21 protein-coding genes and 1 pseudogene are annotated in these 23,409 nt (G+C 69.7%); 15 read left to right on the top strand and 7 right to left on the bottom strand.

Annotation, left to right across the window (positions count from 1 at the left end; translation table 11 throughout):
• Window positions 1–2: 2 nt before the first annotated feature.
• From ACI3KT_RS15790 to dhaK, 5 genes and pseudogenes are all read right to left on the bottom strand, one after another.
• Window positions 3–1,442, bottom strand: a complete 1,440-nt coding sequence (locus ACI3KT_RS15790; RefSeq protein WP_404905496.1) for an aldehyde dehydrogenase family protein — start codon at window positions 1,440–1,442, stop codon at window positions 3–5.
• Window positions 1,443–1,612: 170 nt separating this feature from the next.
• Entirely contained in the window at window positions 1,613–3,256 is a 1,644-nt protein-coding gene (gene ptsP / locus ACI3KT_RS15785; RefSeq protein ID WP_404905535.1) for a phosphoenolpyruvate--protein phosphotransferase, read from the bottom strand.
• A 99-nt stretch (window positions 3,257–3,355) separates the two neighbouring features.
• Window positions 3,356–4,177 (bottom strand): annotated as a pseudogene (locus ACI3KT_RS15780) (HPr family phosphocarrier protein); the annotation flags it as partial.
• Window positions 4,177–4,818: a dihydroxyacetone kinase subunit DhaL gene (gene dhaL, locus ACI3KT_RS15775; protein ID WP_404905494.1), complete on the bottom strand. Its 642-nt coding sequence runs from the start codon at window positions 4,816–4,818 to the stop codon at window positions 4,177–4,179. The pseudogene ACI3KT_RS15780 and the gene dhaL, both read right to left, overlap by 1 nt.
• Window positions 4,818–5,810: a dihydroxyacetone kinase subunit DhaK gene (gene dhaK / locus ACI3KT_RS15770; RefSeq protein ID WP_307295465.1), complete on the bottom strand. Its 993-nt coding sequence runs from the start codon at window positions 5,808–5,810 to the stop codon at window positions 4,818–4,820. Before dhaK ends, dhaL begins: the two co-directional genes overlap by 1 nt.
• 149 nt (window positions 5,811–5,959) lie before the next feature.
• Between dhaK and ACI3KT_RS15765 the strand changes: the two genes are divergently transcribed.
• Window positions 5,960–6,727 (top strand): IclR family transcriptional regulator, encoded by a 768-nt coding sequence (locus ACI3KT_RS15765; protein ID WP_292906501.1) that lies wholly within the window; start codon window positions 5,960–5,962, stop codon window positions 6,725–6,727.
• A 126-nt stretch (window positions 6,728–6,853) separates the two neighbouring features.
• On the opposite strand, the gene ACI3KT_RS15760 is transcribed toward ACI3KT_RS15765, so the two are convergent.
• Complete coding sequence (locus ACI3KT_RS15760) at window positions 6,854–7,465, bottom strand: TetR/AcrR family transcriptional regulator (protein ID WP_404905492.1); 612 nt, start codon at window positions 7,463–7,465, stop codon at window positions 6,854–6,856.
• Window positions 7,466–7,576: 111 nt separating this feature from the next.
• Here ACI3KT_RS15760 and ACI3KT_RS15755 point away from each other — a divergent pair, with 111 nt between their 5' ends.
• The 6 genes from ACI3KT_RS15755 to paaK all read left to right on the top strand — a co-directional run bounded on the left by ACI3KT_RS15755 (window position 7,577) and on the right by paaK (window position 14,239).
• On the top strand, window positions 7,577–8,761 hold the full coding sequence (locus tag ACI3KT_RS15755; RefSeq protein WP_404905534.1) for a thiolase family protein: 1,185 nt from the start codon (window positions 7,577–7,579) through the stop codon (window positions 8,759–8,761).
• Window positions 8,761–9,495 (top strand): enoyl-CoA hydratase/isomerase family protein, encoded by a 735-nt coding sequence (locus ACI3KT_RS15750; RefSeq protein ID WP_404905490.1) that lies wholly within the window; start codon window positions 8,761–8,763, stop codon window positions 9,493–9,495. Before ACI3KT_RS15755 ends, ACI3KT_RS15750 begins: the two co-directional genes overlap by 1 nt.
• 131 nt (window positions 9,496–9,626) lie before the next feature.
• Window positions 9,627–10,478 carry a 3-hydroxyacyl-CoA dehydrogenase family protein gene (locus ACI3KT_RS15745; protein WP_404905533.1) on the top strand — a complete coding sequence of 284 codons (852 nt, stop codon included), beginning with the start codon at window positions 9,627–9,629 and terminating at the stop codon, window positions 10,476–10,478.
• Complete coding sequence (gene paaZ, locus ACI3KT_RS15740) at window positions 10,475–12,532, top strand: phenylacetic acid degradation bifunctional protein PaaZ (RefSeq protein ID WP_404905488.1); 2,058 nt, start codon at window positions 10,475–10,477, stop codon at window positions 12,530–12,532. Before ACI3KT_RS15745 ends, paaZ begins: the two co-directional genes overlap by 4 nt.
• Window positions 12,533–12,537: 5 nt before the next feature.
• Window positions 12,538–12,921 (top strand): hydroxyphenylacetyl-CoA thioesterase PaaI, encoded by a 384-nt coding sequence (paaI, locus tag ACI3KT_RS15735; RefSeq protein ID WP_404905486.1) that lies wholly within the window; start codon window positions 12,538–12,540, stop codon window positions 12,919–12,921.
• A 22-nt stretch (window positions 12,922–12,943) separates the two neighbouring features.
• Window positions 12,944–14,239 (top strand): phenylacetate--CoA ligase PaaK, encoded by a 1,296-nt coding sequence (gene paaK, locus ACI3KT_RS15730; protein WP_404905484.1) that lies wholly within the window; start codon window positions 12,944–12,946, stop codon window positions 14,237–14,239.
• Between the two features lie 218 nt (window positions 14,240–14,457).
• Here the strand turns inward: paaK and ACI3KT_RS15725 are convergent, their stop codons facing one another.
• Window positions 14,458–16,563, bottom strand: coding sequence for a RecQ family ATP-dependent DNA helicase (locus tag ACI3KT_RS15725; protein ID WP_404905482.1), 2,106 nt, complete (start codon window positions 16,561–16,563; stop codon window positions 14,458–14,460).
• A gap of 88 nt (window positions 16,564–16,651) precedes the next feature.
• Between ACI3KT_RS15725 and ACI3KT_RS15720 the strand changes: the two genes are divergently transcribed.
• The 8 genes from ACI3KT_RS15720 to ACI3KT_RS15685 all read left to right on the top strand — a co-directional run bounded on the left by ACI3KT_RS15720 (window position 16,652) and on the right by ACI3KT_RS15685 (window position 23,312).
• Complete coding sequence (locus tag ACI3KT_RS15720) at window positions 16,652–17,071, top strand: pilus assembly protein CpaE (RefSeq protein ID WP_404905480.1); 420 nt, start codon at window positions 16,652–16,654, stop codon at window positions 17,069–17,071.
• Window positions 17,072–17,157: 86 nt separating this feature from the next.
• Window positions 17,158–18,129 carry a 1,2-phenylacetyl-CoA epoxidase subunit PaaA gene (gene paaA, locus ACI3KT_RS15715; protein WP_404905477.1) on the top strand — a complete coding sequence of 324 codons (972 nt, stop codon included), beginning with the start codon at window positions 17,158–17,160 and terminating at the stop codon, window positions 18,127–18,129.
• Window positions 18,129–18,455, top strand: coding sequence for a 1,2-phenylacetyl-CoA epoxidase subunit PaaB (gene paaB, locus ACI3KT_RS15710; RefSeq protein ID WP_292906485.1), 327 nt, complete (start codon window positions 18,129–18,131; stop codon window positions 18,453–18,455). Before paaA ends, paaB begins: the two co-directional genes overlap by 1 nt.
• Complete coding sequence (paaC, locus tag ACI3KT_RS15705; protein ID WP_292906483.1) at window positions 18,452–19,273, top strand: 1,2-phenylacetyl-CoA epoxidase subunit PaaC; 822 nt, start codon at window positions 18,452–18,454, stop codon at window positions 19,271–19,273. Before paaB ends, paaC begins: the two co-directional genes overlap by 4 nt.
• A complete protein-coding gene (gene paaD / locus ACI3KT_RS15700; protein ID WP_404905475.1) occupies window positions 19,267–19,782 on the top strand; it encodes a 1,2-phenylacetyl-CoA epoxidase subunit PaaD in 516 nt (171 codons plus the stop codon). The genes paaC and paaD overlap by 7 nt, the downstream gene beginning before the upstream one ends.
• 1 nt (window position 19,783) lies before the next feature.
• A complete protein-coding gene (gene paaE / locus ACI3KT_RS15695) occupies window positions 19,784–20,944 on the top strand; it encodes a 1,2-phenylacetyl-CoA epoxidase subunit PaaE (RefSeq protein WP_404905473.1) in 1,161 nt (386 codons plus the stop codon).
• Window positions 20,945–20,953: 9 nt separating this feature from the next.
• Window positions 20,954–21,724 carry an enoyl-CoA hydratase/isomerase family protein gene (locus ACI3KT_RS15690; protein WP_404905471.1) on the top strand — a complete coding sequence of 257 codons (771 nt, stop codon included), beginning with the start codon at window positions 20,954–20,956 and terminating at the stop codon, window positions 21,722–21,724.
• A 64-nt stretch (window positions 21,725–21,788) separates the two neighbouring features.
• Window positions 21,789–23,312: an ATP-dependent DNA ligase gene (locus tag ACI3KT_RS15685; RefSeq protein ID WP_404905469.1), complete on the top strand. Its 1,524-nt coding sequence runs from the start codon at window positions 21,789–21,791 to the stop codon at window positions 23,310–23,312.
• The last annotated feature ends 97 nt before the right edge of the window (window positions 23,313–23,409 follow it).

The raw sequence follows: 23,409 nt of genomic DNA, 5'->3' as shown, positions 1-23,409 counted from the left end.
GCTCAGCCCTTCCGGCCAGGGCCGGACACGACCTGCGTGACAGACACGGACTTGAGGCCCTCGACGCCGAACTCGAGACCGTAGCCCGAGCTCTTCACACCACCGAACGGCACCATCGGGTGCAGTCCGCCGTGCGAGTTGATCCAGACGGTTCCCGACTGCATGCGGGTCGCGGCCTCCCGTGCAGCGTCGGGGTCGCTCGACCAGACCGAGGCCCCGAGACCGACGTCGACGCCGTTCGCCCACTCAAACGCCTCGTCCACATCGGAGTACCGGATCACGGGCAGGGCAGGACCGAACTGCTCCTCCTGCACGAGATCCGCGTCGTTGGAGATGTCGGCGACGATCGTCGGGCGGTAGAACAGCTCGCCCAGTTCGGGAGCGCTCTCGCCCCCGGTGACGACGCGGGCTCCCCGCGCCTTGGCGTCCTCGACCAGGCGGATCACGATGTCGAACTGCGCCTTGTTCTGCAGCGGCCCGAGGACGTTGTCCTCGTCGAGTCCGTTGCCCATCGGAACGGATGCCGCGATCTCGCCGAGCGCGTTCACGACGTCGTCGTACACCGAGTCGTGCACGTAGAGCCGCTTCATCGCGGCGCACGTCTGGCCGGTGTTGATGAACGCGCCCCAGAACAGATCCTGTGCGATCGCGGCGGCATCCGTCCCCGGCAGCACGATGCCCGCGTCGTTGCCGCCCAGTTCCAGGGTGAGGCGGGCGAGGTTGCCCGCCGAGCTCTCGATGATGCGGCGACCGGTCGCCGTCGAGCCGGTGAACATGATCTTGTCGACGTCGGGGTGCGAGGCCAGGCGGGCGCCGACTTCACGGTCGCCCGAGATGCCGATGAGGACATCGGGCGGCAGCACCTCGTTCATGACCGAGAGCATCGCGAGCACGCTGAGCGGCGTGTACTCGCTCGGCTTGGCGACGACCGTGTTGCCCATGCGCAGCGATGGGCCGATCTGCCAGATCGTGATCATGAGGGGCCAATTCCACGGTCCGATCGCGCCCACGACGCCGGCCGCCTTGTAGACGAGCTCGGCGTGCAGGTTCTCGTCGTCGACGAGCACCTGCGACTCGAGCGCGATCGCCGCATTCGTGCGCAGCCAGGCCGAGCAGGCGCCGAGTTCGAAACGGGCGTTCGGACCGTTCAGCGGCTTGCCCTGCTCGCGCGAGAGGATGTACGCAAGGGCCTCGGCGTTCGCATCGATCGCGTCAGCAGCCGCGAGCAGCAGCTCGATGCGCTTCTCGTGACCCGAGCCCTCCCATGCAGGCTGAGCCGCCTTGGCACGGGCGATCGCCTCGTCGAGCTCGGCGACCGAATCGACGGGCGCACGGCCGATGATCTCGCGAGTCGCGGCATCCGGGATCTCCCGCCCCGAACCCTCGGGCGCCTGGATGCGGTCGAGCAGCACGGCGGCTGCGGATGCGGCGGAATCGGACATCAGGACTCTCCTTCGAGCGGGGCGCAGGCCGGGTCGTCGACCTCATCTCATTGTCGGATGCCCCCTTCATCCGCACTTGTCGAGGAGCGCGCCGCAGATGTCCGAGTGCGAAGGATCTGCGCCGGCAGGAGGCGAGCCTCGTCTTCCGGATGCCGGTGGATCCGCCGCCTTCAGCGGCCGAGAACAGCGGATGCCGCGGCCCGCGCCTCGTCGGCGGTCGCCGCGAGGAGCACCGCCGCGGCAGCCTCACGGCACTGATCCGAGGTGTTCTGCGCCAAGGCAGCTGCGACCCGCCCGAGCGCCCGTGGCGTCATGGACAGACTCGTGACGCCGAGCCCCACGAGAACGGGCGCCAGCGCCGGATCGCCGCCCGCTTCGCCGCACACGCCGACCGATCGGCCGACCTGTCGGCCCGCCTCGCCCACGGCACCGATCAAGCGCAGCACGGCCGGTTGCCACGGGTCGTTGAGGTCGCCCAGCTCGCTCAGCAGCCGGTCGGCCGCGAGCGTGTACTGAGCGAGGTCGTTGGTTCCCAGGCTCACGAAGTCGACGATCTCGAACAGCTCCGCGGCGAGCAGCGCCGCGGCCGGCGTCTCGATCATGATCCCGACGCGCGACAACCCTGCCGCGCGGGCCCTGCTCGCGAAGTCGCGGGCCTCGTCGACGGTCGCGACCATCGGCGCCATCACGTCGACCAGAGCATCCTCCTGCTCCGCGGCGAGCGCGAGCGCCCGCAGCTGATCGTCGAGCAGTGCCGGCGATCTCCGTGCGACGCGCAGCCCGCGCACCCCGAGGGCCGGGTTGTCCTCGTGCTCGGAGTTCGCGAAGGGCAGCGGCTTGTCGCTACCGGCGTCGAGTGTGCGCACGACGACGCGACGGTCGGGGAATGCCGCGAGCACTCCGCGGTAGGCGGCGACCTGTTCGTCGACGGTCGGAGCCTCGGCTCGGTCGAGGAAGCAGAATTCGGTGCGGAACAGGCCTACGCCCTCGGCACCGGCGACTGCAGCGGCGACCGCATCCGCGGCACCGCCGACGTTCGCGAACAGGGGCAGCTCGGTGCCGTCGGCCAGGCTCCCTGTGCCGTCGAACGGCACCACGATGCCTGCAGCCTTCGCCGCATGGATCTTCGACGGGGAAGGGTCGACCTCGACCGTCCCGCGGTCTCCGTCGACCAGCACGGTCGCGCCGACCGCGATGCCGGTCGCGCCGATCACTCCGACCACGGCGGGGAGCCCGAGGGACCGCGCGATGATCGCCGTGTGCGAGGTGGGTCCGCCCTGCTCGGTGACGAGAGCCACGCAGCATCCGCCTTCGAGGGCGGCGGTGTCTGCCGGGGCGAGATCGGACGCGACGAGCACGAAGGGCTCGTCGCGATCGGGCACGCCAGGCATCTCGACCTCGAGGATCTCGGCGATGATCCTGTCGCGCACGTCGCGGATGTCGGCCGCGCGCTCGGCCATGCGTCCCCCGAGCGCCGCCAGATTCTTCTCGTGCACGGCGGCGGTCTCCCACACAGCGCGTGCCGCGCTGCGCCCGTTCGTGCGCACGAGAGCCGATGCCTCGGAGACGAGCTCCGGGTCGGAGGCCAGCAGGCGGGAGGCGTCGAGGATGTCGCGGGCTTCCCCCGACGCACCGGCGGTGCGCGAGCGCAGTTCGTCGGCGACGGCCACGGCCGCCCATTCGATGGCTGAGACCTCGGACTCGCGGTCGGCCGGCGCGATCACGATGTCGGAGGGCGGCTCCGGCAGCGGCAGGGCCAGATGCACCACGGATGCCGCGGCTGCGCCCGCGCTCACACCGCGGCCGCGCAGCACGGCGCCGGCCGCGACGGGCACGCGCTCATCGGCGGGCTCCGCCTGACGCCTCGGCGCCACCGGAGCGGTGCCCTCGCCGAATCCGTCGTGGAACAGCGCCGCCAGGCGTGTCACCACCTGCTCGGCATCGTCGCCGGATGCGGAGAGTTCGATGTCGTCGCCCTGCCGCGCGCCCAGGACCAGCAAGCGGGAAAGGCTCGCGGCCGAGGCCTCCGGCCCGTCCGGCAGCTTGCGCAAGCGGACGTCCGCACCGGCGGATGCCTCCGCGATCAGGGCTGCGGGCCGAGCGTGGATGCCGAGCGGATTGCGCACCGTCACTGTGCGGAACGTGCGCCCTGCCCCTTGCGGGTCGTTGAGCGAGCGCAGCGAGACGAAACGCGGTGAAGACGAGTTCGACGTCGTGTCACCGCGTTTCGTCTCGTCGCTGCGCTCCTCGCTCAACGACCGGGAGGGGACGTCGCTGCGCTCCTCCCTCAACGACCAGGTAGGTGCGCCCGGCTCCGGCTCTCCGAGCTGCCCGGTCTTCGCGGCGAGCGCGGCCGTGGCCTCCTCGGCGACGGCGTCGAGAGTTCCCCCTGCCGCCGCAGACACGACCGCGGCGAGAAGCCCTTCGACGAACGGCGCCGGCACGAGCCGCACCGGGACGTCGCTCATCCGGAACTCGAGCGCCATCTCGGCGCTCATCACGGCGGAACCCAGATCCATCAGCACGAGCACGCCGTCGCAGTCCGCCGCCAGTTCGTCGATCGCCGCGGCGACCGCTGCCGCATCCGTGCCCAGAATCGGCGCACCGTCGGCATCCGTTCCCGCCCCCGCCGCCACGCGCACCTGCACTCCTCCGCCCGGCACCATCTGCAGGGCGAGTTCGAGCGCCGCCTCCCCGAGCCGAGCGCTGTGAGAGACGGCGACGATGCCGATCATCAGGATGCGCCCGCGATCGCGTCGGCCAGCGTCGCGAACAGGATCGCCGTCGACGCCGCGCCGGGGTCGAGGTGACCCGCGCTGCGCTCACCCAGATAGCTCGCCCGCCCCTTGCGCGCGACGAGCGGCAGGGTCGCGTCTCGGCCGGCTGCGGCTGCGTCGGCCGCAGCCCGAGCGCCCTCGACCACCGAGGCGCCCGAGGCCAACGTCTCGTCGAGCGCGTCGACCGCGGGTGCCATCGCATCGAACATGGTCTTGTCCCTCGCTTCGGGCTTGCCCCGGGCGACGATCCCCTCGAGCCCCGCTCGCAGCGCCGCGGCGAGCGCAGGTCCGTCAAGGGAGGTCACGGCACCCGCGCTCATGCCCATGCGCAGGAAGAAGGTCCCGTACAGCGGTCCGCTCGCGCCACCGACCGAGCTGACCAACGTCATTCCCACGGTCTTCAGCAGATCGTCGATGCCCGTTGGCGCCCCCGCGCCGAGCTTCTCGCTCACCGCTGTCATGCCGCGCGCCATGTTCGCTCCGTGGTCAGCGTCGCCGATGGCCGAATCGAGTTCGGTGAGCCACTCGCGCTTCTCTGCGATCGCAGCGCCGAATCGCGAGATCCAGTCCTGCAGAGTGGTCGTCTCCACCGCTCCCATCAGGCGCCCCACCGCAGGCCCGGGGTGACGACCGGTGCGTCCCACAGGCGCAGGATCTCGTCGTCCGCCTTCAGGACCGTGACCGAGCATCCGGCCATGTCGAGAGAGGTGATGTAGTTGCCGACCAGGTTGCGCACGATCTGCACGCCCGCCGCTTCCAGCAAGGCGGCGACCTCGGCGTACATCAGGTACAACTCGATCTGCGGGGTCGCGCCCATGCCGTTCACCATCACGATCGCGGGGCCTGCGAAATCGAGGTCGGCGAGGATCGGCTCGACGAGTTGACGAGCGATCTCGGACGCCGGGGCGAGCGGTTCGCGATGGCGACCGGGCTCGCCGTGGATGCCGATGCCGATCTCCATCTGGTCCTCAGGGAGGTCGAAGGTGGGCTTCCCCGCCGCGGGGACCGTGCAGCTCGTCAACGCCATGCCCATCGATCTGCCCTGCCCATTCACTCGCTGAGCGAGGGCGGTGACTGAGGCGAGATCCTGCCCCTCCTCCGCGGCGGCGCCGACGATCTTCTCGAGCAGCACAGTGAGGCCCACGCCGCGACGGCCGGCGGTGTAGAGCGAGTCTTGCACGGCGACGTCGTCGTCCACGACGACCGTGCCCACCTCGATGCCCTCCATCTCGGCGAGTTCGGCCGCCATCTCGAAATTAAGCACGTCTCCCGTGTAGTTCTTCACGATGTGCAGCACGCCGGCCCCGCGATCCACGGCCTTCGTCGCCGCCTGCACGCGATCAGGCGTCGGCGAGGTGAACACCTCACCGGCGACGGCCGCGTCGAGCATCCCGAGGCCGACGTATCCGCCGTGCAGCGGCTCGTGTCCCGATCCTCCGCCCGAGACGACGGCGACCTTGCCCTGGGCTTTCGGTTCGGCTCGAGTGATGACGCTGGTCTCCAGATCGACCGACAGCTCGGGGTGCGCCGCAGCGACTCCTCTGAGCGATTCGATGAGCACGTCTGCCGGGTTGTTGATGAGTTTTTTCATCGTTCGATCTCCCTTGATCTCGGCCACGTCGAATTCGGTGAGAATTCGAAAGCTTTTCGTCAATGTCGAATATGCTCGGACTCGATCGGGTTGTCAACCCCCGATCGAGGAGCCCGGCTCGACGACGATCCGGGCAGGAGGGACCGCGCATGATCCAGGCCATCGACCGTGCCGCGAAGGTGCTCGAACTGCTGCAAGGAGCCCGTCATCTGGGCATCACCGATCTGGCTCTGGCGCTGGATCTTCCGCCGTCGACGGTGCACGGCATCGTGAAGTCCCTGCGCGAGCATGGACTCGTCGCGAAGGAGCGCGGGGGGCAGCGGTACATGCTCGGCCCTACCCTGCTGCGACTGAGCAACGTGTACCTCGACACGCTCGACGTGCGGGCGCGGGCGATGCGCTGGACGCAGGATCTCGCCAGGCGCACCGGCCTGTCGGTGCGCCTGGGTGCGCCGCACTTCGCCGACGTGCTCGTGATCCATCACAGTCTCCGCCCCGACGACAGCCAGCAGATGCTCGAGACCGGGGTCGCCATCCCCGCGCACGCCTCGGCGATGGGAAAGGTGCTGCTCGCCTACGACGTCGGTTTCCAGCAGACCGTCTTCGAACGCCCTCTGCGCAGCCTCACCGGCGACACGATCACCGACGTCGCCCGCCTCACGCTCGAGTTCCCCGCCATCACCGAGCGCGGCAGCGCGAGCGAGACCGACGAAGCCGTCCTGGGCGAATCGTCGGTCGCCGCCCCCGTCGCGGACGCTCGCGGCGACATCGTGGCCGCTCTTGCTGTCGTGCTGCCGACGTCTCAGGCGCCGGCATCCGACGACGTCCTCGGTGCGCTGCGCGAGACCGCGCGCAACATCTCGCGCGAACTGGGCGCGGCCGTCTGGCCGCCGCGGGTCGCACCTGCGGAGGACTGAACCCGCAGCAGCATCCGCAGCCCTCCCCCACCGAGGTGGCACCCCGCGCCGGAAACGCTCCCGATCCGACAGCAAGCGCCGCCCGACGCCCATGGCGATCACCGGGACCCTCCCAGAGAGCCGCGATCAGCGCGATTGCAGCCCGTCGAGGGTCACGCGCAGGATGTCCTCGCCGAGTTCGTCCGGGTCGACCGGTCCACCAGGGCGGTACCACTCGACGACCGAGTTGATCATGCCGAAGATCAGCCTCGTCGCGACGGCCGCATCGACGTCGTCGCGGATCAGCCCCTCGCTCTGCGCCTCGGCGAGGATCGCGGTCACCCGCTGGTCGAAGTCGCGGCGACGCCGCAGCGCGGTGGTCTCGACCTCGCTGTTGCCGCGTACGCGCAGCAGCAGCGTGACCGAGGGCAGCTTCGCGATGAGAACGTGCACGGCCCCGCGCACGATCGCGCGCAGCCGATCGGAGGCGAGCGGATGCCGCGCCTCGGCGTCGTCGACCACCTGCTCGAGACCGTCGAGAGCGTCGTTCAGAGCGAGTTCGAGGATCGCGGCTTTGGAGTCGAAGTGATGGTACAGGGCCGACTTGGTGAGCCCGAGCGCCGCAGTAAGATCCGCCACGCTGGTCGCGTCGTAGCCGTGCTCGTTGAAGACCTTGACCGCGACCGCGAGCACCTGCTCACGGTCGTATCCGGGGCGTCCCCGCTTGGGCGTCGGCGCCCCGAGTTCGGTCTGTGACATGTCGTCCAGTCTGGCACCGCCGAGGAGTTGCCATTCCCGAGACGATCTGAGATCGTATTCCTGAACGATCGGTCTGGAAATACGCCAGCGTCGACGATCGAGAGGATGACGATGTCCGAGGCCTATCTCGTCGGCGGTGTGCGCACGCCGATCGGCCGGTACGGCGGAGCACTCGCGGGCGTCCGCCCCGACGATCTCGCGGCGCTCGTCGTCGGAGAAGCCATGGCACGGGCGGGGCTGCCGGTCGACGCGCTCGACGAGGTCATCCTCGGAGCGGCGAATCAGGCCGGCGAGGACAACCGCAACGTCGCCCGCATGGCCGTGCTTCTGGCGGGTCTGCCCGACACGGTCCCCGGGATGACGGTCAACCGGCTGTGCGCGTCGGGCATGTCCGCGATCACGATCGCGGCTCAGGCGATCCGCGCGGGCGACGCCGACGCGATCATCGCGGGAGGCGTCGAGTCGATGACGAGGGCGCCCTGGGTGCAGGCCAAGCCCGCGCGCGCCTGGGCGAAACCCGGAGACGCCTTCGACACCTCCATCGGCTGGAGGTTCACGAACCCCCGACTGGCGGCGCGCGAGAAGGCCACATTCTCGATGCCGGAGACCGCAGAAGAGGTGGCGCGCGTCGACGGGATCAGCAGAGCGGATGCCGACGCCTTCGCGCTGGCGAGCCACCGGCGCGCTGTCACGGCGATCGACGCCGGGCGATTCGCCGCCGAGATCGTCGCCGTCGAGACCCCCCGCGGCTCCGTCGAGGTCGACGAAGGGCCGCGCCGCGACACGTCTCTCAAGGCTCTGGAGGGGCTGCGGCCAGTGGTCGGCGGCGGCGCCGTGGTCACGGCGGGCAACTCGAGCTCGCTGAACGACGGGGCGTCGGCGATCGCGGTCGCGAGCCCGGATGCCGTGGAGCGACACGGGCTGCGCCCGCGTGCGCGGATCGTCGCATCGGCGACGGCCGCACTCGCGCCGGAGATCATGGGACTGGGCCCCGTACCCGCCACGGAGAAGGCCCTGCAGAAGGCCGGACTCACGGTCGCCGATCTCGGCGCGGTGGAGCTGAACGAAGCCTTCGCATCGCAGTCCCTCGCATGCATCCGCCGACTCGGCCTCGATCCCGCGATCGTGAACGCCGACGGCGGGGCGATCGCACTCGGCCACCCGCTGGGGTCGAGCGGGTCGCGACTGGTCGTCACCCTGCTCGGGCGGATGGAACGAGAGGGCGTCCGCTACGGTCTCGCCACGATGTGCGTGGGCGTGGGCCAGGGCACCGCGATGATCGTGGAGCGCGTGTGATGACCCTGCGCATCGAGGAGCATACCGACCGCGTCGTCGCGACGCTCGACCGCCCTGAGAAGCGCAACGCGATCGATCAGGACACCATCGACGCGCTGCACGCCCTGTGCTCCTCTCTCGAATCCCACCCTCGCACCCTGATCCTCACGGGATCGGGCGGCGTGTTCGCCGCGGGAGCCGACATCGCGCAGCTGCGAGACCGTACGGCGGAGGATGCACGGCGGGGCATCAACGCCACGGCGTTCATCCGGGTCAGCGAGCTCCCGATGCCGGTCGTCGCTGCGATCGACGGCTACGCTCTCGGCGGCGGCGGCGAGCTCGCCTATGCCGCCGACATCCGCATCGCCACACCGGCTCTGCAGATCGGCAACCCCGAGACGGGCCTCGGCATCATGGCCGCCGCCGGGGCTGCCTGGCGGCTGCCCGAGATCGTCGGAGCGGCACGAGCGAGCGAGATGCTCCTGACCGGGCGGATGCTGGATGCCGAAGAGGCCGTGCAATGGGGACTCGTGTCGGCCGTGCATCCGGCGGAGGATCTGATGAGCGCGGCTCATGCGATCGCGGACCGGATCGCCGCGAACGACCCGCTCGCCACGCAGCACACCAAGCGCGCCCTGCGCACCCCTCGCGCACAGCATCCGGCCATCGAGTTCGAGCTGCAGGCCGAGCTGTTCGAGTCGCCGGAGAAACATCGCCGGATGACCGCCTTCCTCGAACGAAAGGCGAATCGATGACCGGGCGAAGTGAGAGCGAGCCGACCTCGACGCAGGAGACGAGCGTTTCGTCTCGTCGCTCCGCTCCTCGCTCAACGACCGGAACTGAGGAAATCCACGGGTCGTTGAGCGAGACGAAACGCCGCGAGCCGATGGCTCCCGCGCAGGTCGGGGTGCTCGGCGGCGGGCGCATGGGTGCGGGCATCGCGCACGCCTTCCTGCTGGCCGGGTCCCGCGTGAGCGTCGTCGAACGCGATGACGAGAGCGCGGCTGCCGCGGCCCACCGCGTCGGCGACAGCATCCGCCGGTCCGTCGAGCGCGACGGAGGTCTCAACGAGACCGAGCTCCGCTCCCGCCTCGACACGGGCACCGACGCCACCGCTTTCGGTGAGTGCGATCTCGTGATCGAGGCGGTGCCCGAGGAACGCACGCTCAAGGAGACCGCTCTCTCTCGCGCCGAAGCCGCCATGCCCGCGTACGCGATTCTGGCGAGCAACACCTCCTCGATCTCGATCGACGACCTCGCCTCGCGGCGCCTGCGCCCCGAGCGATTCCTCGGGCTGCACTTCTTCAACCCGGTGCCCGCGTCGGCACTGGTCGAGATCGTCCAGGGCTCGGCGACATCGCCAGACGTGATCGACAGCGCCCGTGTCTGGGTCAGCGCCCTCGGCAAGACGCCCATCGTCGTCCGCGACTCTCCCGGCTTCGCCTCATCGCGCCTCGGCGTCATGCTCGGCCTCGAGGCGATCAGGATGCTGGAGGACGGCGTCGCCTCCGCCGCGGACATCGACGCTGCGATGACGCTCGGCTACAGGCATCCGACCGGTCCGCTGCGCACGACCGACATCGTCGGTCTCGACGTGCGGCTCGGGATCGCCGAGGAGCTCGAGCGCGCCTTCGGCGAGCGCTTCGCCCCGCCTGAGCTGCTGCGCCGGATGGTCGCCGAGGGCAAGCTGGGCCGCAAGAGCGGTCAGGGATTCTACGAATGGAACGAGGAGAGATGACCGACTACCTGCCGAGCTACATCCGGGGCGAGTGGTGGACGCCGTCGTCCCCCGACCGCGCAACCGACGTGCGGGATTCCTCGACAGGCGAGGTGATCACCCGTGTCTCCACCGAGGGGCTCGATCTCGCCGGCGCCCTCGACTACGCGAGGGCCACCGGGCACGCAGCGCTCGCGGCTCTGACGTTTCACCAGCGCGCGGTGCTGCTCAAGCAGTTCGCGCTCGCGCTGACCGAGCGCAAGGACGAGTTGTACGCGCTCTCCGCGCGCACCGGCGCCACGAAGACCGACTCCTGGGTCGACATCGACGGCGGCATCGGCGTGCTGTTCTCGTACTCGGGCAAGGGGCGGCGCGAGCTGCCGAACGGCACGGTGCACATCGACGGTCCTGTCGAGCCGCTGTCGAAGGACGGATCCTTCCTCGGCCGCCACATCTACACGACCCTCCCCGGCGTCGCGGTGCAGATCAACGCCTTCAACTTCCCCGTGTGGGGGTCTCTCGAGAAGTTCGCTCCCGCGTTCCTCGCCGGCATGCCCACGTTGGTGAAGCCCGCCACGCCCACGGGCTACCTCGCCGAGGCGATGGTGCGCATCCTGATCGAGTCGGGGCTGCTTCCCGATGGTTCGCTGCAGCTCGTGAGCGGCAGCGTGCCCGGGCTCTTCGAGAACCTGCGCCTCGGAGACCTGGTGGGCTTCACGGGCAGCGCCTCGACCGCCGAGTCGCTGAAGGCCCATCCCGCGGTGCAGACGGGCGGCGTCCGTTTCACCGCCGAGACCGACTCGATCAACGCCTCGGTGCTGGGCACGGACGCGGCCGAAGGCACACCGGAGTTCGATGCCTACGTGCGTCAGCTCGTCACGGAGATGACCACCAAGGCCGGGCAGAAGTGCACGGCGATCCGACGTGCGATCGTACCCACGGCGTCGGCGGATGCCGTGATCGCCGCCGTACGGGCTCGGATCGCCGAGAAGACCGTACTGGGCGATCCACGGGCCGAGGGCGTGACGATGGGTCCGCTCGCGTCTCTGGCCCAGCGCGACGAGGTGCTCCGTCGGATCAGGGAGCTGCAGGAGGCCGGAGGCGAGATCGTCGTCGGCTCGACGGACACCCCCGAGGTGCGCCTCGTGGATGGCAGTACCGGACCCGCGTCCAACGGCGCCTTCGTGTCTCCCGTGCTGCTGCGGTTCGCCGACCCGCAGACGGATGCCGTGCACTCCGTCGAGGCCTTCGGCCCCGTGTCCTCCCTGCTCACCTACGACACCACGGCCGAGGCGGCGGCACTGGTCGCGCGCGGCGGCGGATCTCTCGTCACGAGCATCGCGACGCACGACCCGGCACAGGCGGTCGAACTCGCCGGGCGCATCGCGCCGTTCAACGGACGAATGCTGCTGCTCGACCGCGATGACGCCCGCTCCTCGACCGGCCACGGTTCGCCGTTGCCGAACCTCGTGCACGGCGGGCCCGGCCGCGCCGGCGGCGGCGAGGAGCTGGGCGGCATCCGTGCCGTGCACCATCACATGCAGCGCACCGCCGTGCAAGGTTCACCCGAGATGCTGACAGCGCTCACCGGTGTCTGGCACGCCGGCGCTGCGACGAGCAGCGGCGACCGGCATCCGTTCCGCAAGTCCCTCGCCGAGTTGCGTGTGGGCGATCAGATCGCCTCCGGCTCCCGCGAGGTGACGCTGGACGACATCGAGACGTTCGCGCACTTCACGGGCGACACGTTCTATGCACACATGGACGAGGAGGCCGCGGCGGCGAACCCGTTCTTCCCCGGGCGGGTGGCGCACGGCTATCTGCTCGTCTCGTGGGCAGCGGGCCTGTTCGTCGACCCTGCGCCCGGACCTGTGCTCGCGAACTACGGACTCGAGCATCTGCGATTCCTCACTCCCGTCTCCCCCGGCGACGATATCCGCGTCGAGCTCACGGCCAAGCAGATCACGCCTCGCGAGACCGACGAGTACGGCGAAGTGCGATGGGATGCCGTCATCCGCAACCAGAAGGACGAGACCGTCGCGACGTACGACGTGCTGACGCTGGTGAGCAAGTCGTGAGGCCGATGATGCAGCGTGACAGCGCCTCGGCCATGCTCGGCATGGTCGTCGAAGTCGACGAACCGGGGCGCGCGATCGTGTCGATGACCGTGCGGGAGGACATGTTGAACGGGTTCGCGATCACGCACGGCGGGCTCGTGTTCGCCCTCGCCGACACGGCGTTCGCGATCGCCTGCAACGAAGACGAACGGGTGACGGTCGCGGCCGGCGCCGACATCACGTTCCTGAAGTCGACGCGCGCAGGCCAGACGCTGACGGCCACCGCGGTTCGCCGCGTCGTGAGCGGGCGCACCGGACTCTACGACGTCACGGTGTCCGACGAGACCGGCGACCCCGTCGCAGAGTTCCGCGGCCGTTCAATCGTCACGAATCGTCCGCAGTCCGAGTGAACCCCCGACGAAGGAGTCGACGATGATCGGTGAGCGCCTGGACATCGGAACCGAGCTCGAGCTGCACTCCCGTGAGACGCTCGCCGAGCTTCAGCTGCAGCGCCTGCAGTGGACCGTGCACCACGCCTACGAGAATGTGCCGCTGTACCGCCGCAAGTTCGACGAGCACGGCGTGCATCCTGACGACATCCGCACCCTCGACGATGTGAGCCGGCTGCCGTTCACGACCAAGGCCGACCTGCGTGAGACGTACCCCTTCGGCATGTTCGCAGTGCCCATGGCGGATGTGCGCCGCATCCACGCCTCGTCCGGAACCACAGGACGGCCGACCGTCGTGGGCTACACCGCAGGCGACCTCGACCGCTGGGGCGACCTGGTCGCCCGCTCGCTGCATGCGGCCGGCATCCGCGCCGGCATGAAGGTGCACAACGCCTACGGCTACGGCCTCTTCACCGGCGGGCTCGGCGCGCACGCCGGCATCGAGCGGCTCGGCGCCACCGTCATCCCCGTCTCCGGTGGACAGACGGCCCGCCAGGCGCAGCTGATCAACGACTTCCAGCCCGACGCGATCCTGTGCACCCCCAGCTACTTGCTCACGATCGCAGACGCCCTGGAAGAGGCGGGCCTGGATCCGGCCGCCACATCGCTGAAGATCGCCGTCCTCGGCGCAGAGCCCTGGACGAACGAGATGCGCCGGGAGATCGAGCGGCGCCTGAACCTCGACGCCGTGGACATCTACGGCCTCAGCGAAGTCATGGGCCCGGGCGTCGCGAGCGAGAGCGTGCTGACGAAAGACGGCCCGCACATCTGGGAGGACCACTTCCTGCCGGAGACCATCGACGGCGACACGGGCGAGGCGGTATCGGACGGCGAACTGGGCGAGCTCGTGTTCACCTCGCTGACGAAGGAGGCGTTTCCTGTCATCCGCTATCGAACCCGCGACCTCACCCGGCTCCTTCCCGGCACGACGTACCCCGCCGTGCGACGGATCGAGAAGATCACCGGACGCAACGACGACATGATCATCCTGCGCGGGGTGAACCTGTTCCCCACCCAGATCGAAGAGCTCGTGATGGGCATCGAGACGCTCACACCGCATTTCGTGCTCGAGCTGCGCCACGTCGCCCGGCTCGACACGCTCACGGTGCGCATCGAGCGCCACCCGCAGTTGAGCGCCGAGGAGTGCGAAGCTGCCGCGGCCGTGCTCCAGCAACGCATCAAGATGCACATCGGCACCAGCGTCGACGTGCAGGTCGAGGAACCGGGCGCGCTGCCGCGCAGCGAGGGCAAGTACAAGCAGGTGTACGACCTGCGCTGAGGGAATGCCGGTCGCGCGGTGACCGTCGCCTCGTGTCGCGGTCGCCGTTCACTTTGTCGGGAGTTCTCCGGTCGGTCGGGAGTCTCGAGCACGACTCGCCGCGACCTCACGCGTCGCTCCCGACAAAGCGACGCCCAGGACGGATGACGGCGCCGCCCGTTCCACGGCCAATCCGAAGTTCATTCAGGCCGCGAAAGCTCAGGAGCGGATGCTGCGGCTCACCCTCTGAAGGCGAGCACGAACGGCAGCACGTCGGTGGCGCCAGCCCGCCTGAGCGTGCGGGCTGCGATCGTCAGAGTCCAGCGGCTGTCGGCCTGGTCGTCGACCAGCAGCACCGGGCCCGCCGGGACCTCGAGGCCCTCGGCCGTGAATCTCTCCCACAGGCCCGCGACGCGGAAAGCACTGTTGCCGCCGGGCTGCCCGGTCGGCCCGCCGCCCACGAGTCCGAGCTCGCCGAGGTAGGGCAGCCGGCCGATCTCTGCGATGCCGCGGGCGAGCGAATCGACGAGCAGCGGCCGCGAGCGGGACGGCACCGCGACGACGGCGACCGGCCTGCGCTCCCACCCCCAACCGGCGAGCACCCGGACGCAACCGGCCAGAAGCTGAGGCGACACCCGGGCATCCGCCGCCCCCGCGCCGAACAGTTCGCGCAGCGTGCCGCCCCAGCCGAGATCGGTGAGCCGTGCGAGTGCGCGGCCCTCGGTCGCCTGCTCGTCCACGGCGATGCGCCCCTTCACCGGCGCACCCAGGCGGTCGGCGCCGGTCGGCCAGGCGCGCCGAGGCTCGATCGGCACGCCCACACGGTCGAGCGACTCAGCGGCGCTCACGGTCGAGGTCTCGTCGATGTCGCGCGGGAACCAGGCTCCGGCGCAGTTGTCGCATCGCCCGCAGGGCACAGCCGTGTCGTCGTCGAGGGAGCGCTGCAAGAACTCCATGCGGCATCCACGGGTCGTCTCGTAATCGAGCATGCTCTGCTGCTCGGCGACGCGCTCGGCCGCGATGCGCTCGTAGCGCTCGGCGTCGTAGATCCACGGCTCGCCGGTGGCGACCCAGCCGCCCTGCACTCGGCGGACCGCACCGTCGACGTCGAGCACCTTGAGCAGCAGTTCGAGCGGTGTGCGGCGGATGTCGACCATCGCCTCGAGCGCCGGCGTCGACACCGGGCGGTCGCCGAGCGCGGCGATCACGCGCTCCGCGCGCTCCCGATCCGGCATTGATGCGGTCGCGAAGTAGTGCCAGATGTCGCGGTCTTCCACGCCGGGCAGCAGCAGCACGTCGGCGCTCTCGCTCGCGCGCCCCGCACGACCCACCTGCTGGTAGTAGGCGACGGGCGATGACGGTGCCCCGAGATGCAGCACGAACCCGAGGTCTGGTTTGTCGAAGCCCATGCCGAGAGCGCTGGTCGCGACGAGCGCCTTGACCTCGTTGCGCTTGAGCATGCCCTCCGACTCTTCGCGCTCGTCGGCATCGGTCTGACCCGTGTATGCGCGCACCTCATGTCCGCGTTCGCGCAGCAGGCGCGCGGTGTCGACCGCTGCTGCGACGGTGAGCGTGTAGATGATGCCCGAGCCCGGGAGGTCATCGAGATGGCTGAGCAGCCAGGCGAGCCGGCTCGCCGAATCCGGCAAGCGGAGGACACCGAGCCGGAGTGACGTGCGGGCGAGAGGGCCGCGGATCGTGAGAACGTCGGCGTCGGATGCCGCGCCGAGCTGCTCGGCCACGTCGGCGACGACGCGGCTGTTCGCCGTGGCGGTCGTTGCGAGCACCGGGACGTCGGCGGGCATCTGCCCGATGAGGTCGCGCAGTCGCCGGTAGTCGGGGCGGAAGTCATGACCCCAGTCGCTGATGCAGTGCGCCTCGTCGACGACGAGCATGCCGATGCGGCGCACGAGCGCAGGCAGCTGCTCCTCGCGGAACGACGGGTTGTTGAGGCGCTCGGGCGACACCAGCAGCACGTCGACCTCGTCGCGGTCGAGCTGTGCGAGCACGTCTGACCACTCGTGAGCGTTGGTCGAGTTGATCGCGACCGCGCGCACGCCCGCCCGTTCGGCGGCAGCGATCTGATCACGCATCAGCGCGAGCAGAGGCGAGACCAGCACCGTGGGGCCCGCGCCCTGCTTTCGCAACAGCAGTGTCGCGACGAAGTACACCGCCGACTTGCCCCAACCCGTCCGCTGCACGACGAGCGCGCGTCGGCGCTGCTCGACCAGAGCCTCGATCGCCTCGTACTGCCCGTCGTGGAAGACGGCATCCGGGCGCCCGACGAGTTCGCGCAGCGCGGCGAGCGCTGCGTCGCGGGTGTCGAGGGAAAGCTGGGAAGTCATTCCCCCACTCTGCCTCACCCCGACGACATCGGGACGAACGCCCTACGCTCCGACGGCGATGACGTCGCCCGTCGTCTAGCGTGGACGCATGATCACCCGTGAACTCGCCGTCGCCCTTCGCGACGCCGGGCTGGCCTGGCATCCCGCCGAGGGCGACCGTTTCCAGCTCGACCTCCCCGACGACGTCGAACTCGAAGCCGAGGCCGACGTGTTCACGGTCAGCGAGATGACAATCGAGGCGCGCCAGACGCCCAGCGGCACCGACCTCGCCTTCAACGGCACCACCGAGTGGGCGCTCGACGCGGTGACTCTGGCCGATGCCGTGTGGCTGCCGCGAGAGGATCAGCTCCGCGAACTCCTGCGGGGCACGTTCCGCCGCCTCAGCCGTCTCGACGACGCGTTCGAGGTCGTGGTCGAGATCGCCGGCGAGACGCTGCGGTACGAGCATCCCGACCCTTCGGAGGCCTACGGTCGAGCGCTCCTCGAGCTGATCTCTCGCTCGCGCTGACCTCCCGCCCTTGCACGGCGCGAGCCCTCGTGTCAGAATTACCTAACGATCGGTCAGTAAACAGATCGAGAGTTGAGGAGTCGACGATGACGAGCCCCGCAGACCTGTCTCTCGTGGATGGCGAGCTCAGCGAAGAGGAGCGCCTGTTCGACGAGCTCGTCGCGAACGAGCAGCGGATCGAGCCGCGTGACTGGATGCCCGACGCGTACCGCAAGACGCTCATCCGCCAGATCAGCCAGCACGCGCACTCGGAGATCATCGGCATGCAGCCGGAGGGCAACTGGATCACCCGAGCTCCGAGCCTCAAGCGCAAAGCGATCCTGATGGCGAAGGTGCAGGACGAAGCCGGTCACGGCTTGTACCTCTACTCCGCCGCGCAGACTCTGGGCATCACTCGCGACGAGATGATGGAGCAGCTCATCACCGGTCGTGCCAAGTACTCCTCGATCTTCAACTATCCGACCCCGACATGGGCCGACATGGGCGCGATCGGCTGGCTCGTCGATGGCGCAGCGATCTGCAACCAGGTGCCGCTGTGCCGCGCCTCCTACGGCCCCTACGGCCGGGCGATGGTGCGCGTCTGCAAGGAGGAGTCGTTCCACCAGCGGCAGGGTTTCGAGATCCTGCTCACTCTCATGCAAGGCACCGACGAACAGCGCCAGATGGCTCAGGATGCCGTGAACCGCTGGTACTGGCCGAGCCTCGCGATGTTCGGCCCTCCCGACGACCAGTCCCCGAACTCCGCCCAGTCGATGAAGTGGAAGATCAAGCGATTCTCGAACGATGAGCTGCGCCAGCGCTTCGTCGGCATGCTCGTGCCGCAGGCCGAGATCCTCGGCGTGACCCTTCCCGATCCCGAGCTGCGGTGGAACGAGGAGACGGGACGGTACGACATGGGCGAGATCGACTGGGACGAATTCTTCGAGGTGCTCCGCGGCAACGGCCCCTGCAACGCCGAGCGCCTCGAGCGGCGCCGCACCGCGCATGAAGACGGCGCCTGGGTGCGCGAGGCCGCGGCCGCGTACGCCGACAAGCAGGCTGCCAAGGCGGTGGCGTGATGGCGACACCGGGTGCGGCCCCTTCGGCAGGCTCAGGGACCCGGAAAGAAGTGTGGCCGCTGTGGGAGGTGTTCGTGCGCGCGAACCGTGGACTCAGCCATGTGCACGTGGGGTCGCTGCACGCGCCGGATGCCGAGATGGCGATCCGCAACGCACGCGATCTGTACACGCGCCGCGGCGAAGGCGTGTCGATCTGGGTCGCTCCCGCCGACGCGATCACCACGAGCGATCCCGACGCCAAGGGCGCCTACTTCGAGAGCTCCGCGGGCAAGAACTACCGTCACGCGGTGTACTACACCGCGTCCGAGGGGGTGCCGCACCTGTGAACAGTGACGTGCACGGAGACGTCTCCGTCGACGAGCTGCAGCTCAGCGACGAGCTGACCGGAACCGGCGAGATCCCGGCATCCGCCGACGTCGCCGAGTACGCCCTCCGGCTGGGCGATGACGCGCTCATCCTCTCGCAGCAGCTCGGCGCCTGGATATCACGTGCGCCCGAGCTGGAAGAGGACGTCGCCCTGGCCAACATCGCACTCGATCTGCTGGGGCATGCCCGTTCGCTGCTGCGCTACGCGGGTGCCTTCGACGGACGCACGGAGGATGATCTCGCCTACTTCCGCGACGAGCCGGAGTTCCGCAGCGCCTGGATCGTGGAGCAGCCCAACGGGGACTTCGCGCAGACCATCGCGCGGCAGTTCGTCGTCTCGACCTACATGTTCGAGCTGTACTCCGCGCTGCGGATGAGCACCGATCGAACCTTCTCCGCCGTCGCGGAGAAGGCGCTCAAAGAGGTCGACTACCACCGCGACCATGCGGTGCAGTGGATGCTGCGCCTCGCGGGAGGTACGGAGGAATCGCGTGCCCGGATCATTCGGGCGACGACCGACGTCTGGCCTTACGTCGACGAGCTGTTCCGCGACGACGAACTGATCGAGCGTCTTGGCGATGCGGCGGCGCGGCCGTCGACACTGCGACCCGGGTTCGACGCCGTCGTGAACACCGTGTTCGTCGAAGCGCAGCTCGACATCCCCGCAGTCGCGGCCTCATCGGCCGGCGGCCGGCGCGGCGCGCACGCCACGCCCTTCGGACATCTCCTCGCGGAGATGCAGGTGCTCGCCCGACGGCATCCGGGGGCGACATGGTGACCCTTCGCCGGGCTCAGGGACTCACACAGGAGGATGCCTGGCGGATCGCCGCATCCGTCGCCGACCCTGAGGTGCCCGTGCTCACGATCGAGGATCTCGGCGTGCTGCGCGCCCTCGAGGTGAGCGGGGACCGCGTCCGCGTCGAGATCACGCCGACGTACAGCGGGTGTCCGGCGATGGACACCATCCGCGACGACCTCGTGCTGGCGCTCACCGCCGCGGGTTGGGCCGATGTCGACGTGCGGTTGGTGCTCTCCCCCGCGTGGACTACGGACTGGATGTCGGATGCCGGCAAGCGCAAGCTCGAGGAGTACGGGATCGCGCCTCCTTCCGGGCGCGCAGCGCTCGGCTCTTCGAACGGCCCCATCCGTCTCGCGATCAGCGTTCGGTGTCCTCGGTGCGGCTCACTCGACACCCGCGAGGTCTCACGCTTCGGCTCCACCTCCTGCAAGGCTCTGTTCGAGTGCCGCGCCTGCCTCGAGCCCTTCGACCATTTCAAGGTGCACTGAGATGTCTCTGTTCACCTCGGTCACGGCATCCGCTCCGCTCCCCGAACCGACCAGGAGCGCGCCGCGTTCCCGCGCTCGCTTCCACACGCTCACGGTCGCCGCGGTGCGCCCGCTCACGGAGGACTCGATCGAGGTGACGTTCACGGTGCCTCCCGAGCTCGCCGACGAGTACGACCATCTGCCCGGGCAGCACGTCGCGCTGCGCATCGATCTCGAGGGCGTCGAGGTACGGCGCTCGTACTCGCTGTGCAGTCCACCCGCGCATCGCGCAGACGGCGAAGCCACGAGCTTCAGCGTCGCGGTCAAGCGCGACGAAGGCGGCGCGTTCTCGACCTGGGCGCAGACGGGCCTGCACCCGGGTTTCGAGATTGACGTGATGAGCCCTCAGGGCACGTTCACGTCGGTGCTCGACGACCTCGACCACCGTCACATCGTCGGCGTCGCCGCCGGATCCGGCATCACGCCGCTGATGGCTCTGGCCCAGACCGTGCTGCGACGGTCCGACACCTCGCGGTTCACGCTGCTGTACACGAACCGGTCGACGCTCGACGTGATGTTCCTCGAAGAGCTCGCCGACCTGAAGGACCGCTACCCCACGCGCCTCACCCTGCACCACGTCCTCTCCCGCGAGCAGCGCGCGGCGCCGGTGCTGTCGGGTCGGCTGGACGAGGACAGACTGCGGCTGATCTTCGGCACGCTGATCCCCCCGGACGACGTCGACGAGTGGTTCCTGTGCGGGCCGCTGGCGCTCGTCGATGTCTGCAGAGACGTGCTCGCCGACCTCGGCGTCGCCCGAGAGCACATCCGCTTCGAGCTCTTCACGACCGGCGAAGAACCGCTCAGAACCGCTCGCCCCGTGCAGGTTCGAGAGGGCGAGAAGACCGTCAGGATCGAGATCACGCTCGACGGTGTCTCATCCACGGTGCAGAGCCCCGTCGGCGCCCACGAGTCGGTTCTGAACGCCGCGCTGCGGGTGCGCCCCGACGCCCCGTTCGCGTGCGCGGGCGGAGTCTGCGGCACCTGCCGTGCGCGGGTGATCGAGGGCAGCGTGACGATGACCGAGAACTACGCCCTCGAACCCGACGAGATCGCGCGCGGCTTCGTGCTCACCTGCCAGTCCCACCCCACCAGCGACCGCGTCGTGGTCGACTACGACGTCTGAGGAGCACCGTTGATCGATCTCGCCATCGCGGACGATGTCGCCACCGTCGTCCTGAACGCCCCCGCGAAGCTCAACGCGCTCGATGAGCAGGCTCTGCTCGAACTCGCAGCCGCGTACGACGACGCGGAGGCATCGGGCGTGCGCGCCCTCGTGCTGCGCGGCGAAGGGCGCGCGTTCTGCGCCGGCCGCGACATCTCGGGAGTGGATCCGCGCGATGACGATGTGATCGGCTTCCTCAGCGGGCTCGTGACCCCGTTGCTGCAGAGGATGTCGCGGTTCCCCGCCCCGACGTTCGCGGTCGCGCACGGCGCCTGCCTCGGTGTCGGTTTGGGGCTGCTGATCGCGACAGACGTCGTCTATGTCGCGGAGTCGGCCAAGATCGGATCGCCCTTCGCTGCACTGGGCGCGACGCTCGATTCGGGCGGGCACGCGTTCTTCCTCGACCGGCTCGGCGCCCACAAGACCCTCGATCTCATCTACACCGGCCGGCTCATGAGCGGCACGGAGGCGGTGGAGGCGGGGCTGTTCTCGCGGGTGCTCCCCGACGACGAGGTCGTGCCGGCGACGGTGGATGCGGCATCCGCTGCCTCTCGCGGAGCCACCGCCGCCTTCCTGGCGAGCAAGCAGCTGATCTCGCGGATCCGCGACGAGCGGCTCTCCCTCTGGGACTCCGTCGCGATCGAGAACGCTGCGCAAGCCGCTCTGTGCGACACCTCCGACTACCGCGAGGGCTTCGCCGCGTTCCAGGAGAAGCGACGGCCCGAGTTCCGCGGGCGCTGACGGCCGGACTGCTCGGCCTTCTCTTGCCCGGGTGGATGTCGGATGCCGGTGGGACAATGCGTGCATGAGGCTCTCCGAGGTGGTCGCCACGGCCGACGAGGTCGCGGCCACGCCGTCACGACTCGCGAAGATCGACGCTCTCGCGCAGCTGCTGAAAAGAGCGGATGGCGACGAGATCCTGCCGCTCGTCGGCATCCTGCTCGCGGCTCCGCGCCAGGGCCGCCTCGGCGTGGGCTGGCGCGGACTCAGCGCTCTCGAGGTCGCGCCGGCCGACGACGACACGCTCGCAGTCGCCGACGTCGACGAGTTCTTCGAGGCGCTGGCCACGGCATCCGGAACGGGCTCGACGGCCGCTCGCACAGAGATCCTGACCGGATTCGCGGGCAGGGCGACCGCCGCCGAGTGGGACTTCGTGATGCGGGCGATGCTCGGAGAGCTGCGCACCGGCGCTCTCGCGGGAGTGCTGCTCGACGCGATCGCACGCGCAGCCGACCGCCCGATCGCTTCCGTGCGCCGCGCCGCCATGCTCTCCGGCGACCTCGGCGTCACGGCGGCGATCGCCCTCACCGGAAGCGCGGACGAGCTCGAGGCGGTAGGGCTCGTCGTCGGCCGTCCGGTGCTGCCGATGCTGGCGTCGACCGCCGCCACGGCGAGCGCCGCGCTCGAGATCACGGGCCCTGCATCAGTCGAGTACAAGCTCGACGGCGCCCGCATCCAGGTGCACCGCCACGGCGACGACGTGCACGTCTTCACGCGCAGCCTCGCCGACGTCACCCATCGCGTGCCGGAGATCGTCGAGATCGTGCGCGGGCTCCCGGTGCACGATGTGATCCTCGACGGCGAGACGCTGTCGCTCGATGAAGACGGCGGCCCGCGTCCGTTCCAGGAGACGATGTCGCGGTTCGGCGCCGATGTATCGCGCGAGCTCGTGCTGCGTCCGTGGTTCTTCGACGTGCTGCACGTCGACGGCCGCGATCTTCTCGACGAGCCGCTGGCCACGCGCCTCGCCGAACTCGATCGGTTCGCCTCAGAGTGGCGCATGCCCGGCATCGTGACAGACGACGCGACAGCCGCAGAGCGGCTCGCCCGCGACGCCCTCGCCGCAGGACACGAGGGGGTCGTGGTCAAGGGCGTCGACTCACCCTACGCTGCAGGCCGCCGGGGCAAGTCCTGGGTGAAGGTCAAGCCCGTGCTCACGTTCGACCTGGTCGTGCTCGGCGCCGAGTGGGGATCGGGCCGCCGCCGCGGCTGGCTCTCCAACCTCCACCTCGGCGCGCGCGACGCCGACGGAGAGTTCGTCGAGCCGGGCGGATTCGTGATGGTCGGCAAGACGTTCAAGGGCCTGACCGACGAGTTGCTGCGCTGGCAGACCGAGACGTTCCCCGAGCACGAGGAGCGGCGCACCGCATCCGCTGTCTTCCTGCGGCCTGCCCTGGTCGTCGAGATCGCGATCGACGGCGTGCAGCGCTCGCCGCGCTACCCCGGCGGCATCGCCCTGCGCTTCGCCCGTGTCAAGGGCTACCGGCCCGACAAGACACCGGCCGATGCCGACACGATCCAGTCGCTGCGCGCGCTGCTGCGCGGCTGACACTCGCCCCGGACCCACCGTCGCGCCTGTGCGAAAAGTCGGAGTTCGCTGCCGACACGCCGCACGCGAGCGCGCAGAGGCGCCGTGTCGGGGTGGA

The sequence above is a fragment of the Microbacterium sp. ZW T6_19 genome (genome assembly GCF_044987465.1).
GTDB classification, from domain to species: domain Bacteria; phylum Actinomycetota; class Actinomycetes; order Actinomycetales; family Microbacteriaceae; genus Microbacterium; species Microbacterium natoriense_A.
Note: the sequence above shows the minus strand (reverse complement) of the source record. Positions and strands in the feature narration are given on the sequence as shown.